This window comes from Pantoea sp. SYBGC1 (assembly GCF_057197005.1).
Genome location: NZ_JBXUNM010000001.1, coordinates 12,688 through 30,393 on the forward strand (window position 1 = coordinate 12,688; position 17,706 = coordinate 30,393).

The 17,706-nt window shown below is 57.1% G+C and carries 19 protein-coding genes; 7 read left to right on the top strand and 12 right to left on the bottom strand.

Annotation, left to right across the window (positions count from 1 at the left end):
- Positions 1-19 precede the first annotated feature (19 nt).
- Both AC2CF9_RS00070 and rlmC read left to right on the top strand, forming a co-directional pair.
- Positions 20-484, top strand: coding sequence for a YbjO family protein (locus tag AC2CF9_RS00070; RefSeq protein ID WP_150017227.1), 465 nt, complete (start codon positions 20-22; stop codon positions 482-484).
- Between the two features lie 41 nt (positions 485-525).
- A complete protein-coding gene (rlmC, locus tag AC2CF9_RS00075; protein ID WP_484555981.1) occupies positions 526-1,668 on the top strand; it encodes a 23S rRNA (uracil(747)-C(5))-methyltransferase RlmC in 1,143 nt (380 codons plus the stop codon).
- Between the two features lie 24 nt (positions 1,669-1,692).
- Here the strand turns inward: rlmC and AC2CF9_RS00080 are convergent, their stop codons facing one another.
- From AC2CF9_RS00080 to AC2CF9_RS00105, 6 genes are all read right to left on the bottom strand, one after another.
- On the bottom strand, positions 1,693-2,424 hold the full coding sequence (locus tag AC2CF9_RS00080; RefSeq protein WP_484555982.1) for an arginine ABC transporter substrate-binding protein: 732 nt from the start codon (positions 2,422-2,424) through the stop codon (positions 1,693-1,695).
- A gap of 150 nt (positions 2,425-2,574) precedes the next feature.
- Complete coding sequence (gene artM / locus AC2CF9_RS00085; RefSeq protein WP_484555983.1) at positions 2,575-3,243, bottom strand: arginine ABC transporter permease ArtM; 669 nt, start codon at positions 3,241-3,243, stop codon at positions 2,575-2,577.
- A gap of 3 nt (positions 3,244-3,246) precedes the next feature.
- Complete coding sequence (artQ, locus tag AC2CF9_RS00090; RefSeq protein ID WP_071668669.1) at positions 3,247-3,960, bottom strand: arginine ABC transporter permease ArtQ; 714 nt, start codon at positions 3,958-3,960, stop codon at positions 3,247-3,249.
- Positions 3,961-3,966: 6 nt separating this feature from the next.
- Positions 3,967-4,698 carry an arginine ABC transporter substrate-binding protein gene (artJ, locus tag AC2CF9_RS00095; protein ID WP_071668670.1) on the bottom strand — a complete coding sequence of 244 codons (732 nt, stop codon included), beginning with the start codon at positions 4,696-4,698 and terminating at the stop codon, positions 3,967-3,969.
- Positions 4,699-4,713: 15 nt separating this feature from the next.
- The gene (artP, locus tag AC2CF9_RS00100; RefSeq protein ID WP_484555984.1) at positions 4,714-5,442 is read right to left on the bottom strand and encodes an arginine ABC transporter ATP-binding protein ArtP; all 729 of its coding nucleotides are present in this window, start codon (positions 5,440-5,442) and stop codon (positions 4,714-4,716) included.
- Between the two features lie 235 nt (positions 5,443-5,677).
- Positions 5,678-6,217 carry a lipoprotein gene (locus AC2CF9_RS00105; RefSeq protein ID WP_150017231.1) on the bottom strand — a complete coding sequence of 180 codons (540 nt, stop codon included), beginning with the start codon at positions 6,215-6,217 and terminating at the stop codon, positions 5,678-5,680.
- A 109-nt stretch (positions 6,218-6,326) separates the two neighbouring features.
- Here AC2CF9_RS00105 and AC2CF9_RS00110 point away from each other — a divergent pair, with 109 nt between their 5' ends.
- Both AC2CF9_RS00110 and AC2CF9_RS00115 read left to right on the top strand, forming a co-directional pair.
- Positions 6,327-6,647, top strand: a complete 321-nt coding sequence (locus AC2CF9_RS00110; RefSeq protein ID WP_039383506.1) for a heavy metal-binding domain-containing protein — start codon at positions 6,327-6,329, stop codon at positions 6,645-6,647.
- Entirely contained in the window at positions 6,647-7,471 is an 825-nt protein-coding gene (locus tag AC2CF9_RS00115) for an N-acetylmuramoyl-L-alanine amidase (protein WP_484555985.1), read from the top strand. The genes AC2CF9_RS00110 and AC2CF9_RS00115 overlap by 1 nt, the downstream gene beginning before the upstream one ends.
- 3 nt (positions 7,472-7,474) lie before the next feature.
- On the opposite strand, the gene ltaE is transcribed toward AC2CF9_RS00115, so the two are convergent.
- The 3 genes from ltaE to AC2CF9_RS00130 form a co-directional block, all read right to left on the bottom strand.
- Positions 7,475-8,482 (bottom strand): low-specificity L-threonine aldolase, encoded by a 1,008-nt coding sequence (ltaE, locus tag AC2CF9_RS00120; protein ID WP_150017233.1) that lies wholly within the window; start codon positions 8,480-8,482, stop codon positions 7,475-7,477.
- Positions 8,483-8,549: 67 nt separating this feature from the next.
- The gene (gene poxB / locus AC2CF9_RS00125; protein ID WP_484556427.1) at positions 8,550-10,271 is read right to left on the bottom strand and encodes a ubiquinone-dependent pyruvate dehydrogenase; all 1,722 of its coding nucleotides are present in this window, start codon (positions 10,269-10,271) and stop codon (positions 8,550-8,552) included.
- 113 nt (positions 10,272-10,384) lie between these two features.
- Positions 10,385-11,281 carry a LysO family transporter gene (locus AC2CF9_RS00130; protein ID WP_150017234.1) on the bottom strand — a complete coding sequence of 299 codons (897 nt, stop codon included), beginning with the start codon at positions 11,279-11,281 and terminating at the stop codon, positions 10,385-10,387.
- Positions 11,282-11,422: 141 nt separating this feature from the next.
- On the opposite strand from AC2CF9_RS00130, the gene AC2CF9_RS00135 reads away from it, so the two are divergent.
- A complete protein-coding gene (locus AC2CF9_RS00135) occupies positions 11,423-13,069 on the top strand; it encodes a DUF2813 domain-containing protein (protein ID WP_484555986.1) in 1,647 nt (548 codons plus the stop codon).
- 76 nt (positions 13,070-13,145) lie between these two features.
- Here the strand turns inward: AC2CF9_RS00135 and cspD are convergent, their stop codons facing one another.
- Entirely contained in the window at positions 13,146-13,367 is a 222-nt protein-coding gene (gene cspD, locus AC2CF9_RS00140) for a cold shock-like protein CspD (protein WP_071668677.1), read from the bottom strand.
- A gap of 323 nt (positions 13,368-13,690) precedes the next feature.
- Between cspD and clpS the strand changes: the two genes are divergently transcribed.
- Together clpS and clpA are read left to right on the top strand one after the other, a co-directional pair.
- A complete protein-coding gene (gene clpS, locus AC2CF9_RS00145) occupies positions 13,691-14,011 on the top strand; it encodes an ATP-dependent Clp protease adapter ClpS (protein ID WP_039385772.1) in 321 nt (106 codons plus the stop codon).
- 55 nt (positions 14,012-14,066) lie between these two features.
- Entirely contained in the window at positions 14,067-16,346 is a 2,280-nt protein-coding gene (gene clpA / locus AC2CF9_RS00150) for an ATP-dependent Clp protease ATP-binding subunit ClpA (protein ID WP_484555987.1), read from the top strand.
- Between the two features lie 88 nt (positions 16,347-16,434).
- Here clpA and infA read toward each other — a convergent pair whose 3' ends face one another.
- On the bottom strand, positions 16,435-16,653 hold the full coding sequence (gene infA / locus AC2CF9_RS00155) for a translation initiation factor IF-1 (protein WP_002211347.1): 219 nt from the start codon (positions 16,651-16,653) through the stop codon (positions 16,435-16,437).
- Between the two features lie 346 nt (positions 16,654-16,999).
- Entirely contained in the window at positions 17,000-17,692 is a 693-nt protein-coding gene (aat, locus tag AC2CF9_RS00160; RefSeq protein WP_150017238.1) for a leucyl/phenylalanyl-tRNA--protein transferase, read from the bottom strand.
- Positions 17,693-17,706: the final 14 nt, after the last annotated feature.

Genomic DNA, 17,706 nt, shown 5'->3' on the forward strand with positions numbered 1-17,706 from the left:
TTCTTATGGAGCCTGGGTGATGTCGGAAACGCTGAAAAACGCTGTGTTGAGCTCAACGCCAGTGCCGGTAACGATTGCCGGTATTGCGATTATTATTACCCGCTGTCTCAGCGTAATGATGATGGCTGGCGAGCTGGGCTATGAGGAGATGGCTAACTTTGTGCACCGCAGCGCACAGGCCTGGGACTCTACCCTGATATTTATCGCCAGCCAGCTGATTTTTCTGTTTGAACTGCGCTGTGCTTTTACCCTGATGCGCGGCAGCAATCGCGGACGCTGGGGCTATACGCTCAGCCAGGTTGTGGTGCTGTTGTATATGCTGATGGCGTCGGTCGGCTGGATCTATCCGGAGATATTCAGCATTTCGGGCGAAAACAATCTGCAGATTATTCACCACACGCTGCAGCAGAAACTGCCGGACGTGCTGATTGTACTGCTGCTGTTTGTGCCAGCCAGCAGCCGCGCATTTTTCCGCGCCCGGTGATACAATCGCCCCCCATTTTTTCTCCGAGTACAGGTTGTTCCATGCATTGCGCGCTTTATGACGCTGGCCGCTGCCGTTCATGTCAGTGGCTGGAGAAACCCTATCTGCAGCAGGTCAGCGATAAGCAGGCGCGGCTTGCTCAGCTGCTTGCAGCGATGCCGGTCAGCGAATGGCGGCGTCCGGTGACGTCGGCAGAGCAGGGGTTTCGCAATAAGGCCAAAATGGTCGTCAGCGGCAGCGTGGAGCGCCCGGTTTTTGGTCTGGTGGCGCCTGATGGCGACCCGGTCGATCTCTGCGCCTGTCCGCTCTATCCCGCCAGCTTTGCGCCGGTGTTTGCGCTGCTCAAACCTTTTATCGCTCGTGCCGGTCTTACGCCTTACAGCGTGACGCGCAGGCGCGGCGAGCTGAAGTTTCTGCTGCTGACAGAAAGCAGCGAGGGCGGCATGATGCTGCGTTTTGTGCTGCGTTCAGCCAGTAAGGTGCCGCAGCTGCGGGCGGCACTGCCGTGGCTGCAGCAGCAGCTGCCGCAGCTAAAGGTGATCTCTGCCAATTTTCAGCCGGTACATATGGCAATTCTGGAGGGGGATGAAGAGATTGCGCTGACCGCCCAGCAGGCGCTGCCGGAACGCTTTAATCAGGTGCCGCTTTATATCCGTCCGCAAAGCTTTTTCCAGACCAACCCGCAGGTGGCGGCCGCGCTCTACGCCACCGCGCGCGACTGGGTAGCGGAGCTGAACGTAACCAGCATGTGGGATCTCTTTTGCGGCGTGGGGGGATTTGGTCTGCACTGCGCCACGCCGGAGATGACGCTGACAGGCATTGAGATCAGCGCTGAAGCGATAGCCTGTGCGCAGCAATCCGCGCAGCAGCTGGGGCTGGAAAAGGTGCACTTTGCCGCTCTGGATTCTACCCGTTTCGCGACCTCACGGGTAGACGTACCGCAGCTGGTGCTGGTTAATCCGCCGCGCCGCGGCATTGGCAGCGAGCTGTGCGACTATTTAAGCAGCATGGCTCCGGCTTCTATTCTCTACTCCAGCTGCAATCCTGCCACCCTGGCACAGGATATTGCCCGGCTTAGTGATTACAACATACAAAAAGTGCAGCTGTTTGATATGTTCCCGCACACTGCCCATTTTGAAGTGTTATGCCTGCTGACGCGCAACGATCGGGCGCGTGCTGCATAACGCAGCACGCGCTGAGAAGAGAAGTTACTCCGGGAACCACTTCTGGTTAATTTGCTGCCAGCTGCCGTCAGCTTTCAGAGCCGCCAGCGCGGTATTAAACTCATTCAGCAGGGCACTGTTACCTTTACGCACGGCAATACCCAGGCCGGTGCCAAAGTAAGCGGCATCGGTCACGTGCTCGCCTACGGTAGTGAGATCCTCATTGGCTTTCAGCCACTGACTTACCACGGCGCTGTCGCCAAATACGCCATTGAGGCGGCCGTTTTTCAGGTCGAGAATCGCGTTCTGATAGCTGTCATACGCGACCGCTACCACGTCCGGATGCTTTTCAGTCAGATATTTCTGGTGGGTGGTGCCGTTCTCTACGCCGATACGCTTGCCTTTCAGCTGGCTGAAATCGCTGAACTCTCCTTTACGGGCAATGACGATAGCGGAGTTAGCATAGTAAGGCTGGCTGAAATCGACCTGCTTACTGCGCTCGGCGGTAATATCCATACCGGAAATCACCGCATCATAACGGCGGAACTTCAGCGACGGGATCAGGCTGTCAAACGCATTATTTGTGAACGTGCACTCCGCTTTGATTTTCGCACAGAGCGCTTTCGCCAGATCGATATCAAAGCCCACAATCTGATTGTCGTGATCCAGTGATTCAAACGGCGGATAGGTAGCGGAAACGGCAAAACGTATTTTTTCAGCTGCATAAGCATTCACAGTAATCGCAGCGAGCGCTGCGGCGATAATCCATTTTTTCATTATGTCATTCTCATAAGCAAGCCAGAGGCGGAATGCATGACACAATGCCATTTAATGAATTTTTATGCAATTATTTTGGATAAGTAAGGCTTTGCGAAGGGCGACTGCTCTGACGCCGGCATGGCGCAAAAGCAGCCGCTCCGATGGCGATCAGCTGCGCTGCTCAAATGCCAGTGCGCGTTTCTCAATCAGCCGCATCAGCAGCGTCAGCGCGCCGTTAACCACCAGATAGATCAGACCCGCTGCCGCATAGACCGTTACGTCATAGGTGCGTCCGTAAAGCATCTGACCGTGGCCCATCACTTCCATCAGCGTAATGGTGTAGGCCAGCGAGGTGCTCTTAAACACCAGCACCACCTCGTTGGAATAGGAGGAGAGGGCGCGCTTAAACGCGTAGGGCAGCAAAATACGCAGCGTATCTTTGTGGTTCATGCCGAGCGCGGCGCATGACTGCCACTGACCCGCAGGAATCGCGCGTACCGCACCATAAAATAGCTGGGTGGTGTAGGCGGCGCTGTTGAGCGACAGCGCCAGCATCGCGCACAGCCAGGGCTGCGACAGCAGATGCCAGAGCCAGGGCACACTCTGGATGGAGGGGAACTGGCCCGGCCCGTAGTAGATCAGGAAAATCTGCACCAGCAGGGGAGTACCGGTAAACAGCGTGATATAGCCTTTTACCAGCAGGCTGGCAACCGGGACTTTCAGCGCCAGCACGACAGTACAGAGCAGCGACAGCAGCAGCGCGGCCGCCAGTGAGGCCAGCGTCAGCGTTAAGCTGGTATGCAGACCTTTTAACAGTTCGGGTAAATAGTCGAGCATGCGTCAGGCTCCCCGCTCAAAACGCGTGGTGCGTAATTCAATGCGGCGTAAAATCGCCTGACTGAACAGCGTAATTAACAGATAGATAGCGGCAGCCACCAGATACCAGGTAAACGGCTCCTGCGTACGCGTAGCGATACTTTTCGTCTGCAGCATCAGGTCGTTAACGCTGATCAGCGACACCAGCGCCGTATCTTTCAGCAGCACCAGCCACTGGTTGCCGAGGCCCGGCAGCGCATGTCGCCACATTTGCGGCATAATCAGACGGAAAAAGATGGCGGATTTTTTCATCCCCAGCGCCTGACCTGATTCCCACTGGCCTGCCGGTACCGCCTTCAGCGCGCCGCGCAGCGTCTGTGACGCATAGGCGGAATAGAGCATAGCCAGCGCAATCACCCCGCAGAGAAACGGGCTGACATCAAAGTTCTCAATCTGCAGCTGCACCGGAATGGTTACCAGGCCCAGGTTAAGGCTGAAACCGTCAGAGAGCGTCAGCAGCAGCTGTGAGGCACCAAAATAGATAAAAAGGACGACCAGGATTTCCGGCAGACCGCGGATCAGCGTGACCAGCACGGTGCCGACCCACGCCAGCGGTTTTATGCGCAGCGACTCCCAGCCAGCAAACAGCATCGCCAGCACAAGGCCGGCGATCAGCGCACAAACAGCAAGGCCGACGGTTATCCCGGCGGCGCTTGCAAGAGAGATCATTTCATTCATCAGAGATTACTGCTGGAACCATTTGCTGTAGATAGTCTTGTAGGTGCCGTCAGCTTTGATCTTATCCAGTGCCGCGTTGAACTTACCCTGCAGTTCAGCGTTGCCCTGACGCACGGCGATGCCCAGGCCGGTGCCGAAGTAATCTTTATCCGTGACCTTTTCACCCAGCGGTGCCAGCGTTGCGTTCTGCTTCAGCCACTCATTAACCACGGCGGTATCACCAAAGACGGCATCGATACGGCCATTTTTCAGATCCAGTACGGCGTTCTGATAGCTGTCGTAAGGCACGATAGTAATATCGCTATGCTTGTCAGTCAGGAACTTCTGGTGAGTAGTGCCGTTCTGTACGCCGACGCGCTTGCCTTTAAGGGCGGCAACATCAGCCAGTTTGCCTTTCTGCGCAATAAAGGTGGCAGAGTTATCGTAGTAAGGCTTACTGAACAGCACCTGCTTTTCACGTTCTGGCGTGATGTCCATGCCGGCCATTACCGCGTCAAAACGGCGGAATTTCAGGCTCGGGATCAGGCTGTCGAACGCCTGATTAGTAAAGGTGCAGGTCGCATCCATCTCTTTGCAAAGTGCGTTAGCGAGATCAACATCGAACCCCTGAATTTTATTTTCAGCGTCAACGAATTCAAACGGCGGATAAGAGGCTTCGGTAGCGAAACGCAGCGTCTGTGCAGCAGAAGCGCTCAGGCTCAGCGTGGTGAGCAGGGCAGCAAGTACAACTTTTTTCATTATTAGCATCCTGACTTAGTGCGAAAGATAGTGTGCAAACGCATCGGTTTGCGGCTGTGTAAAGCGGCTGGCATCACCCTGTTCAATGATGTGACCATTCTCCATATAGACCACGCGGCTGGCGGTTTTGCGCGCCACTTCTACCTCGTGGGTCACAATAACCTGCGTGATCTGCGTCTGTGCCAGTTCACGAATAATCGTTACGATCTGCGCGGTAATTTCCGGATCGAGCGCGGCGGTGGGCTCATCAAACAGCAGCACCTGCGGCTCCATCATCAGCGCGCGGGCAATCGCCACGCGCTGCTGCTGACCACCGGAGAGGTGCAGCGGAAAACGATCGGCATAAGGTGTCAGGCGCAGGCGCTCCAGCAGCTTATCGGCGCGTGCGCGCGCCGCCTCTTTTGTCAGGCCCAGCACCCGGCAGGGGGCCTCAGTAAGGTTTTGCATAACCGTCAGGTGGGGCCAGAGGTTATATTGCTGGAATACCATGCCGACGTTCTGGCGCAGCTCGCGAATCTCGCTGTCAGCAGGCGTTTTGGTAAAGTCAAACTGGTTACCGGCAATCTGCAGCGTACCAGAACGCGGCAGCTCCAGCAGATTGAGTACGCGCAGGAGTGAGCTCTTACCGGCACCGCTGGGACCAAGCAGCACCAGCGTCTCTCCCTGCGGACACTCCAGGTTGATGTCAGACAGCGCCTGATGGGCACCGTAAAAGCAGTTAATAGCGTTTAATTGAATACTCATGCGCGGAAATATAGAGAGCAAATAGTGCCGCAAATCTTAACGTTCCCGGCATAGTTATGCAAATCGGGTGACTTAAAATTTATTAAACAGCGCTTACCCGCTCTGGTGCAGCAGGAAATTGTGCAGCCTGCGTCAGGCGTGGTTTGCGCGACTTCCACGTCCGACGTTAACACCGGTTAGGGGTTCTCTACCGATGCGGCACCCTAATGTGTGAACGGGATAACAAAAAAATGCGCTATTTTTTCTGCTCCAGCAGCTGGCTGAGTGAGCCGCCACCGGCGTGGGGCCACGCCGCCATATAGCGCACATCCTGCACCACCCAGCATTCGCCTTCGCGGATCATCAGCACCTCATCGCGCCACTGTTTATCTCCGCGCGTTAGCGTCACGCGTAGCGGGATATTTCGCGCATCGCGGTTGGGGATTGAAGAGGCGCTGTCAACCTCAGCGGCGGCCGGCCCCTGCGCCAGGCTGGAAAAGAGATCGCCCTGACGCCACTCTGCCGGCTGATTGCGTTTTTCCCGCGCCTGCAGCAGCGTCTGATAAAGATGATCGCTCAGATAAGGGCGATATCTGGCCAGAAGCGCAGGGTCAGGCAGGCCTGCTGAGGGAGCCTTCACGCGTAAATCATAAAACTGTTGCGCCACGCTATCCGGCCCGCCATCGATACAGGACGCACTGCGCGGGCCATTATCCCTGATAACCGGCTCTACGGTGGTACAGGCGCTCAGCAGCGTTGCTGCTGATGCCAGCAGTGCAAGGGCTTTGATTCTCATCTCCGGTTCCTTATTGTTCTGTGGCAAAGCATGGGTTTTAGCATAGAGTATAGTCGTGCTTTTTCAGCACCATGCGTGCGGGTTCCATCGACATCTTCAGGAGATAACCATGAAATTTTCGACGACACCAACTCTGGAAGGCCACAGCATTACCGAATACTGCGGCGTTGTAACCGGCGAGGCGATTTTGGGCGCCAATATATTTCGCGATTTCTTTGCCGGTATTCGCGATATCGTAGGGGGCCGCTCGGGCGCCTATGAAAAAGAGCTGCGCAAGGCGCGTGAGATTGCGTTTAAGGAGCTGGGCGATCAGGCAAAAGCACTGGGTGCTAACGCGGTAGTCGGTATCGATATCGATTACGAAACCGTGGGTAAAGACAGCAGTATGCTGATGGTGAGCGTCTCCGGCACCGCCGTTATCGTGCGCTAATGCGTTTACTGCTGGTTACAGCGATGGCGCTGCTGCTCAGCGCCTGTCACTCCCCAATGGAAGCGCGTCAGGGTTACTGGGCCGATACCACCCATCCGGCGCAGGGGGCACGACCGCGCATTAAAGTTGTGGTGATCCACTACACCGCGGACGATTTCTCCTCCTCGCTGGCAACCCTGACCGATCGGCAGGTCAGCGCACACTATCTGCTCCCGCGCCAGCCGCCGCAGAGAGCGGGCAGGGGAGTGGTCTGGCAGCTGGTGCCGGAGCAGCAGCTTGCCTGGCATGCCGGACCGAGTTTCTGGCGCGGTGCAACCCGGATTAATGACACGTCGGTAGGAATTGAGATAGTCAATGCAGGCTATCAGCGTACGCTGACCGGGCTAAGGTGGCAGCCTTATACAGCCGAACAAATCGCCGTTCTGGCGGCGCTGCTGCGCGATTTGCAGCAGCGTTACGCTATTACGCCCGAAAACATAGTGGGCCACAGCGATATCGCGCCGCAGCGCAAGCAGGACCCCGGCCCGCTCTTTCCCTGGCAGCAGCTGGCCGCGCAGGGAAGCGGCGCCTGGCCCGATCCGGCTGTTGTGGCACGCTATCTGGCGGGCCAGTCTGCCAGCGCCGTTGTGGATCCGCAGCCGCTGCTGGCAGCGCTGCAGCAGTATGGCTATGACGTGGCGGGCGCGACAACGCCTGAGATGCAGCGCCGGCTGATTGCGGCTTTTCAGATGCACTTCCGCCCGCGCGACTACCGGGGTGTTGCTGACGCAGAGACGCTGGCGATAGCCCGGGCGCTGCTGGCACAGTATGGCGCGGCGCGCTAGCGGTCAGCCCGCTGACTGCAGAAACGCCTGCCAGCGTGCGACGACCTGCTGCAGATCGGCGCGGGACACATCCAGATGGGTCACCATGCGCGTCCGGGTGCCCACGCTGATAAGAATACCGGCGGCGTGCATCCAGCGCTGCAGCGCTTCTGTCTGCTCTGGCGGAACCTGCACAAACAGCATGTTTGTCTGCTGGCTTATCACCTCCACACCCAGCGTGCGCAGCTGCTCTGCCAGCCACGCGGCGTTATCATGATCCTCCTGCAGCCGGGTCACGTTGTGCTGTAGTGCATAGCGTCCGGCCGCCGCCAGAATGCCCGCCTGGCGCATACCGCCACCGGTCATTTTACGCCAGCGCCGCGCCTGCCCGATATAAGCGCTGTCGCCGCACAGCAGCGAGCCTACCGGCGTGCCCAGCCCCTTTGAGAGGCAGATAGTCAGTGAATCGCAGTAGCGTGCAATTTCTGCCAGCGTCACCTGCTGTGCCACCACGGCATTGAAGATACGTGCGCCATCAATATGCAGCGCCAGCCCGCGTTCGCGGGTAAAGTGCCACGCCTGCTCCAGATAGCTGAGCGGCAGGACTCTGCCGTGATGGGTATTTTCCAGACTCAGCAGGCGGGTACGGGCAAAATGAATATCGTCCGGCTTAATCGCAGCGGCAACGTCTTCCAGCGGCAGAGTGCCATCCTCGGCGGCAAGGATTGGCTGAGGCTGAATACTGCCCAGCACCGCCGCGCCCCCCGCTTCATATTTATAGTTGTGCGCCTGCTGGCCAACGATATATTCATCGCCGCGCTGGCAGTGGCACAGCAGCGCCACCAGATTAGCCTGAGTGCCGGTAGGAAAAAACAGCGCGGCCGCTTTGCCGCTTATCGCCGCCGCTTCGGCTTCCAGTGCATTGACCGTGGGATCGTCACGATAGACGTCATCTCCGGTGGCGGCGTTCATCATGGCGTCCAGCATCGCCGCACTCGGGCGGGTTACGGTATCACTGCGCAAATCGATCACGTGGCTCTCCTGAAAGAAAAAGCGGGCTGTTCGCCCGCATTGTTGCCTGTCCGGCAGGAGCTTTGTTTTACCGCAGCCAGTTGGTTTTCGCCAGCTCGGTGATCTCATTGCCGCGTCCGTTGAGGATGGCGCGCAGCATATAGAGACTGAAGCCTTTTGCCTGCTCCGCTTTGATTTGCGGCGGCATCGACAGCTCCTCTTTAGCCGTATGCACATCCACCAGGACCGGACCATCATGCGCAAAAGCCTGTTCCAGCGCCGCATTAAGATCTGACGCTTTTTCAACCCGGATACCTTTGATGCCGCAGGCGGTGGCAATCGCAGCAAAATCAGGATTTTCCAGGTCGGTGCCGTCAGTAAGATAACCGCCCGCTTTCATCTCCATTGCCACAAAGCCCAGCACGCTGTTGTTAAAAATCACCAGCTTCACCGGCAGTTTCAGCTGCGCTACCGAGATAAAGTCTCCCATTAGCATACTGAAGCCACCGTCGCCGCACAGCGCCACAACCTGACGCTCTCTGTCGATAGCCTGCGCACCCAGCGCCTGCGGCATCGCATTGGCCATGGAGCCGTGATTAAACGAGCCCAGCAGGCGCCGTTTGCCGTTCATCTGCAGATAGCGCGCCGCCCAGACGGTGGGCGTGCCGACATCGCAGGTAAAAATGGCGTTGTCAGCGGCGTGGCGGCTGATCTGCTGTGCCAGATACTGGGGATGGATCGCCTGGTTGTCGTTTGCGGTTGCCAGATCGTCAAGGCTCTTGCGGGCGTCAGCGTAGTGCTCCAGTGCACGATCGAGATGATGGCGATCGTCATGCATCTCAAGCTGCGGCAGCAGCGCCTGGATAGTGGCTTTAACGTCACCCACCAGTGGCATATCGACATGGCTGTGCGCGCCCAGGCTGCCGGGATTGATATCAATCTGAATGATGCGTGCGCTGGCGGGGTAGAAGGCACGATAGGGGAATTTCGTGCCGAGCAGGATCAGGGTGTCGGCATTCATCATGGCGTGATAGCCGGAAGAGAAACCAATCAGCCCGGTCATGCCAACATCATACGGGTTGTCATATTCAATATGTTCTTTGCCACGCAGCGCATGCACTACCGGCGCCTTAAGCCGTTCTGCCAGGGCGACAACTTCAGCATGGGCACCGGCGCAGCCGCTGCCGCACATCAGCGTAATATTGCCCGCGCCGTTAAGTGTTTCCGCCAGGGCAGCGAGCTCCGCCGCGGCCGGCACGACCTGCGGCAGCTGCGGCGGATACCATTCGCTGCGCGCGCTTTTCGGGGCGGGCTGCAGCGCCACATCACCCGGCAGGACGATCACAGAGACCCCGCGGTTGAGGATCGCTTTACGCATGGCGATGCCCAGAACCTGCGGCAGCTGCTCCGGATTTGAGACCAGCTCACAGTAGTGGCTGCATTCGCGAAACAGCTCCTGCGGATGCGTCTCCTGAAAATAGCCGCTGCCAATTTCGCTGGAAGGAATATGCGCGGCAATCGCCAGCACCGGCACATTGTTACGATGGCAGTCAAATAGCCCGTTAATCAGGTGCAGGTTACCGGGACCGCAGGAGCCGGCGCAGACCGCCAGCTCGCCGCTGATTTGCGCTTCTGCACCGGCGGCAAACGCGGCCACCTCTTCATGTCGCGTTGGCATCCATTCAATCGTACCCATGCGATTCAGGCTGTCACTCAGGCCGTTAAGCGAATCACCGGTTACGCCCCAGATACGTTTTACGCCTGCGCTCTCCAGCGTTTGCGCCAGCAGGGCGGCCACAGTTTGTTTCATCATTTGCTCCTTTCTGATGGGGTGCCATCTATGCTGATGGCAAAAATCTGTCAGTCAGAAAGCGTAGACGAAGCCGCTGCGCGCCAGCCGTGAAAAAGTGCGCTGCAGAGCCGTCAGGCGGAAAAAAAGGCGATCAGCACCGGAGCCAGCAGGCTCATGATAAAGCCGTGCACGATGGCTGCAGGGACAATCTCCATGCCGCCAGCGCGCTGCAGAATCGGCAGGGTAAAATCCATCGAGGTGGCACCGCTCAGGCCCAGCGTCATGCTGCGGTGCCGGGTAATAAGCAGCGGGATCAGCATAATCGTGATCAGCTCACGCAGCAGATCGTTAAAGAACGCTGCGCTGCCGATAACCGGACCAAACGCGTCCGTCATCAGAATGCCGGAAAGCGAATACCAGCCAAAGCCGCTGGCCAGCGCGAGGCCGGTTTTCAGCGGCAGTCCAAGGAAGACAGCGGCCAGCGCGCCTCCGGCCAGCGCGCCAGCCAGTGACACGGCCGCCACCAGCGCACCCCGCCGGTTAAGCGTAATCTGCCGCAGCGTCATGCCGCTGCTGCGCAGCTGAACGCCCACCAGAAACAGCATCAGGATCAGAGCATATTCGCTGACGGTAGCCGCATGGCGCAGCGGAGCCCACTGCGTCAGTCCGAGCAGAAATCCGCCCAGCACCGAGCCGCACAGCTTGAGTGAGTCCAGCGCCATCGCGAGACGCGACGGCAGCGCCTGCGCTTTATGCTGATGCCGCCACGGCAGGCGCTGCTCAAGCAGCCAGAATGCCAGCAGCGAACAGGCGAGAATTGAGAGCGCAGAGATAGAAGCGGTATAAAAAATGGTGAGCAAATTCGTGCTGAGATTGTCAAGAAATGCCAGGCTTACACCCATAAAAAACAGAATGATATAGACCAGCGCACTGAGCAGCCGCGCCACCGCGCGGAGCAGTGCCGGCTGCTGCAGATGCAGCAGATAACCGGCAATCAGCGGCAGCAGAATAATCATCAGACCATACATAGCGAACATCCGTCCGTGGGAAAAGGACGCCACGCTAATCAAAAAAGCGCACGCTGTAAATCACCGTCTGCCAATAATCTGCGCCTTGACCCATACGCCACCGTACATCATGCTCAGGCAACCTCTGTACAGGATAATCCTATGATTCTGGATCATATTGATATCAGCGGCTTTCGCGGCATTAACCAGCTCTCGCTGCCGCTTACGATGACGAATCTTCTGATAGGTGAAAACGCCTGGGGCAAATCAAGCCTGCTGGACGCGTTCTCACTCATGCTGGATCCGGCCAGCGCGCACGCCACCCTCAGCGAAGAGGATTTCCATTTCCCCGCCGCGGCCCCCGCGGCACGCTGGCGCACGCTACAGATAGTGGTGCGCTTTCGCGCCTGTGAAGCAGAGCGGGAAAATACCCTGCTGGAGCCTTTCTGGCAGCACGATGAGCAGGGGAGCTATCTGCGCTTCAGTCTGCGGGCTACCTGCAAAGCGGACGGCGTGAAAAGCAGCTGGCGTTTTATTGACGCGCGTAACCAGCTGCTGGCAGCGGAGCCGACGGCGGCGGCGATAAGCTGGCTGCAGCAGCACCATCCGGTGCTGCGTTTACGCGACGCGCGGTTCGGACAGCGCCATCGGGCGCATGAACCGGGCGGTGAGGGGCGGGATCGGAGTCTGCAGGCGCTGCAGAACGTGTTGCGGCAGCTCAATCGCGCGGCGGCCGGCCGGGCGGTGAGCGATGAGGTGCTGCTGCAGGGCGTACAGACAATGCAGCAGCTGATGGCGCACTATTTTCTCGTTCAGCAACCCGGCGTCAGTCACCCGCGAATGGCACCGGAACTGCGCGACGGCAGCGCAGGCTGGCAGGCGCTGGACGCGCTTAACCGGCTGCTGGCGGGCGCCGATGCAGAGCATCGTCGCGCGGTGCAGCTGCGACTGCTGGCACTGCTGCCGGGCAGCAGTGCGCTGCCAGGCAGCAGTGCGCTGCCAGACGGCGCACAGCCTGTTCTGCTGGTCGAAGATCCTGAAACCCGGCTGCACCCGATAATGCTTTCGGTTACCTGGAATTTACTGACGCTGCTGCCGCTGCAGCGGCTGGTTACCACTAATTCAGGTGAACTGGTTTCCCAGACGCCGCTGGAAAACCTCTGCCGTCTGGTGCGTGAAGCGAGCCGCGTAGCGGCGTGGCGTATCGGCGAAGCGGGGCTGAGCGCCGAGGATCATCGCCGCATCGCGTTTCATATTCGCGTGAATCGACCCGCCGCGCTGTTTGCCCGCTGCTGGCTGCTGGTAGAGGGCGAGACGGAGGTGTGGATCGTTAACGAGCTGGCGCGACAGCAGGGCGATCATTTTGCCGCAGAAGGGATCCGGGTGATCGAGTTTGCCCAGGCAGGCCTGAAGCCGCTGCTGAAATTTGCCCGGCGTATGGGAATTGCCTGGCACGTATTGACCGATGGCGATGAGGCAGGAAAAAAATATGCGGCGACCACCCGCAGCCAGCTGCTGACCCACGAAAAGGAGGAGGTGCACCTGACGCAGTTCCCGGCAGCTGACATTGAGCACTTTCTCTATCAGCACGGATTCCGCGCGGTTTATCATCAGATGGCGCACCTGCCGTTAAACATTGCGATGACGCCACGGCGTATTATTACGCAGGCGATCCATCACAGCTCCAAGCCTGAGCTGGCCATTGCCGTGGCGCTGGCGGCCGGCGAGCGCGGCCCGCAGGCGATTCCGCCGCTGTTCAGAGCGCTTTTTAGTCAGGTGAAAATGCTGGCACAGCGGCGTGCAGGATAGATGAAAATTAAAATGCCAGCGTTACCGGCTGGCATTTCAGGGGCGGAGTGGTCAGAATAACCGCGCGCTGCGCCGGTCAGGAATGCAGCGACGCCTCACAGGGCACAATCAGACTGGCATGGTTGCCTTTTGGCCCTTCGTGAACATCAAACTGAACGTGCTGACCCGCTTTAAGCGTTCTGTAACCCTCCATCTGAATGGTGGAGTAGTGCGCAAAGATGTCATCGCCACCGCCAACCGGACAGATAAAGCCGAAGCCCTTGGCGTTGTTGAACCATTTAACAGTACCCGTCTCCATGCTTTTACTTCCCTCGCAAGACATTCTGATAAGTAGGTGAGGTCATCGCAGCTGTGAGTCGAGGTTGTTTAAAACTCAATCAGCTTGTGCATGTAGAATGTAGAGAAACGGACCTTATCGTCAAGCAATCGGCCCGGATGCATGGGCAGAAAATCACCAAAATTTGAGGCAGTTAACGCTATTGAGAATTTTGTGATACAGGTCGCGCATCTGCTTTTCGTACCGATAGCAGCGATAGCAAACCCGGCTTGACAGACGTGTTAAACTTCAGGTTAGTGCAGGCTAAAATGCATGACCGCAACGCAGAATTCCAATGGATGATTATGGCAAACACAAACGACTGGCTTAATTTTGAACACCTGGCCGAAGACAAAGTACGTGAAGGGTTAAAGCCGCCTTCAATGTATAAAGTCATCCTGAATAATGACGATTATACACCTATGGAATTTGTTATTGACGTTCTGCAAAAGTTCTTTTCTTATGATATTGAACGCGCCACGCAACTGATGCTGAAAGTTCACTATCATGGAAAGGCAGTCTGCGGTGTTTTCACCGCTGAAGTAGCAGAGACAAAAGCTGCGCAGGTGAACAACTATGCCAGAGAGAATCAACATCCTTTGCTGTGTACGCTGGAAAAAGCCTGAACCTGTCTCCATATAGGAAACAGGCAGTCAGAGCGATAATTGGGGGAGGTGCCAAATGCTCAATCAAGAACTGGAACTCAGTTTAAACATGGCTTTCGCCAGAGCGCGCGAGCACCGTCACGAGTTTATGACCGTCGAACATCTGTTACTGGCACTGCTCAGTAACCCGTCGGCCAGAGAGGCACTGGAAGCCTGTACGGTGGATATTGTGGCTCTGCGTCAGGAACTCGAAGCCTTCATCGAACAAACCACGCCGGTGCTGCCGGCCGGCGAAGCTGAGCGCGATACGCAACCTACGCTCAGCTTCCAGCGCGTGCTGCAGCGGGCGGTATTCCACGTTCAATCTTCCGGTCGCAGTGAAGTTGCAGGCGCCAATGTCCTGGTTGCCATTTTCAGCGAGCAGGAGTCGCAGGCGGCTTATCTGCTGCGCAAACATGAAATCAGCCGTCTCGATGTGGTGAATTTCATCTCTCACGGCACACGTAAAGATGAGCCCGGCCAGTCGCAGAATAACGCGGACAATCCGGTCAATGAAGAGCAGGCAGGCGGGGAGGAGCGTATGGAGAACTTCACCACCAATCTTAACCAGCTTGCCCGCGTTGGCGGTATCGATCCGCTTATCGGGCGCGAAAAAGAGCTGGAGCGCGCCGTGCAGGTGCTGTGCCGCCGGCGTAAAAACAATCCGCTGCTGGTGGGCGAATCGGGCGTGGGTAAAACCGCGATTGCTGAAGGGCTCGCCTGGCGTATTGTGCAGGGTGATGTACCGGAAGTGATGAAAGAGTGCACTATCTATTCACTGGATATCGGCTCTCTGCTGGCGGGCACCAAATATCGCGGCGATTTTGAAAAACGCTTTAAAGCGCTGCTCAAACAGCTGGAGCAGGATAACAACAGCATCCTGTTTATTGATGAGATCCACACCATCATCGGTGCCGGTGCGGCATCGGGCGGGCAGGTGGATGCCGCTAACCTGATTAAGCCACTGCTCTCCAGCGGTAAAATCCGCGTGATGGGTTCCACAACCTATCAGGAGTTCAGCAATATTTTCGAGAAAGATCGCGCACTGGCGCGCCGCTTCCAGAAAATTGATATTACCGAGCCTTCGGTTGAAGAGACCGTGCAGATCCTCAACGGACTGAAGCCGAAGTATGAAGCGCATCATGACGTGCGTTATACCGCTAAAGCCGTGCGTGCTGCGGTAGAGCTGGCGGTAAAATATATCAACGATCGTCATCTGCCGGATAAAGCCATTGACGTCATCGATGAAGCGGGCGCGCGGGCGCGTCTGGTGCCGGTGAGCAAGCGTAAGAAAACCGTTAACGTATCCGATATTGAATCGGTTGTGGCACGGATTGCACGTATACCGGAACAGAGCGTATCGGCCACCGATCGCGATACGCTGAAAAACCTGGGCGACCGCCTGAAAATGCTGGTATTTGGCCAGGATAATGCGATTGAGGCTCTGACCGAAGCGATTAAAATGAGCCGCGCTGGTCTGGGGCAGGATCGCAAACCGGTCGGCTCTTTCCTGTTCGCCGGCCCGACCGGGGTAGGTAAAACAGAAGTCACCGTGCAGCTGGCGAAAGCGCTGGGCATTGAGCTGCTGCGTTTTGATATGTCGGAATATATGGAGCGCCATACGGTCAGTCGTCTGATTGGTGCACCTCCTGGCTATGTGGGCTTTGACCAGGGCGGTCTGTTAACGGATGCGGTGATCAAGCATCCGCACGCTGTGGTGCTGCTGGATGAAATCGAGAAAGCGCACCCGGATGTCTTTAATTTGCTGCTGCAGGTTATGGATAACGGCATGCTGACCGACAACAACGGGCGTAAAGCGGACTTCCGCAATGTGGTACTGGTCATGACCACTAACGCCGGCGTACGCGAAACCGAACGTAAGTCAATCGGCCTGATTCAGCAGGATAACAGTACGGATGCGATGGGGGAGATCAAAAAGATCTTTACGCCAGAGTTCCGCAACCGTCTCGACAACATTATCTGGTTCCGTCATCTCTCTGCTGAGGTGATCCATCAGGTCGTCGATAAGTTTATTGTTGAACTGCAGGCGCAGCTGGATGCGAAGGGCGTCTCACTGGAAGTGAGCGACGACGCGCGCGACTGGCTGGCAGAAAAAGGCTACGATAAAGCGATGGGCGCGCGTCCGATGGCGCGTACGGTACAGGAAAGCCTGAAAAAACCGCTGGCCAATGAACTGCTGTTTGGTTCGCTGGTGGATGGTGGCTCAGTGTCAGTGGCGCTGGATAAAGAAAAAAATCAGCTTACCTACCACTTCCTGAGCGCAGAAAAGCGCAAAACGGAAGGCACTGTGCACTAACGGCAGGGCAATAAAACAAAAGGCCGGATAATTATCCGGCCTTTTTTTGCGGCTGGGAACTTAACCAGCCCGCGACGTGTGCAGCAGCTTAGCGACTGCGGAAGACAATGCGGCCTTTGCTCAGGTCGTACGGGGTCAACTCTACAGTGACTTTGTCACCCGTCAGGATGCGGATATAGTTTTTGCGCATTTTACCGGAGATATGAGCGGTAACCACGTGCCCGTTTTCAAGCTCTACGCGGAACATGGTGTTAGGTAACGTATCCAGTACGGTACCCTGCATTTCAATATTGTCTTCTTTGGCCATCGAATCCTCTGGGTGAACTACCAAACTGTTGAACCGGCAAGATAATGCCGAATTCCATGATTTATGTAAAGAAACGTTGGCTGTTTTTGCCAACGCTTCGCCGTGCGTCGCGCTGTCGCGCGAGCAGTACGGATAAATTCGGGTGTTGTTGACGTCTGCGGGGGATTAGCGGGCTAAGAATCTGCAGCAGCCGGCCCGGCAGGGGCGGATGAAACAGTTTCAGGAAACAGGTGAGATTCCCAGCCTGGCAATTCCGGCTCGCCACAGCGAAGCGCGGACGACATACCAAACTCGCTTATTGTATCACTTTTATGTGGATTTGTGTGCAAAACATCTGCGGAGAGGGCTAAAAAAGGGTCTGCGTCTGCCAGCACCCTTCAGCAACCGGCTGCCACGCCAGCTTTTTTAGCTCCTGCAGATAGTCAGCGCGCGGAATTTCCGTTGCGCCGAGCGATGCCGTATGGGGATTAAGCACCTGACAATCGATAAGCCTGCCCTGATGAGCCCGGAAGTGCTGCGAAAATACCCACAGCGCGGTTTTCGAGGCGTTTTCCTGCCGGCTGAACATCGATTCTCCGCAGAACATCTGGCCGAGCGCCAGACCGTACATGCCCCCGACCAGGCTGTTTTCATGCCACACTTCAATAGAGTGCGCATGCCCCAGTTCATACAGGCGCAGCCAGGCGCGTTTGACCTCAAAAGTGATCCAGGTGCCCTCCTGACGTCCGGTCGCGCAGCCTTCAATTACCTGTGCAAAGGCGTGGTTCATGGTCACGCGATAGGGAGAGCGACGGTGAAAACGCGCCATGCTCCGGCTGAGATGAAAGGCGTCTGGCATCAGCACGGCCCGCGGATCGGGCGACCACCAGAGAATCGGATCGCCGGGCGAAAACCAGGGGAAAATACCGTGCTGGTAGGCGTTAATCAGACGTGCAGGCGAGAGATCGCCGCCCATAGCCAGCAAACCGTTTGGTTCGCGCAGCGCCATTTCCGGCGGCGGAAAGTGCAGTGAATCACGTGAAAGTTGTACCAGTCTCATGGCATCAGCTACTC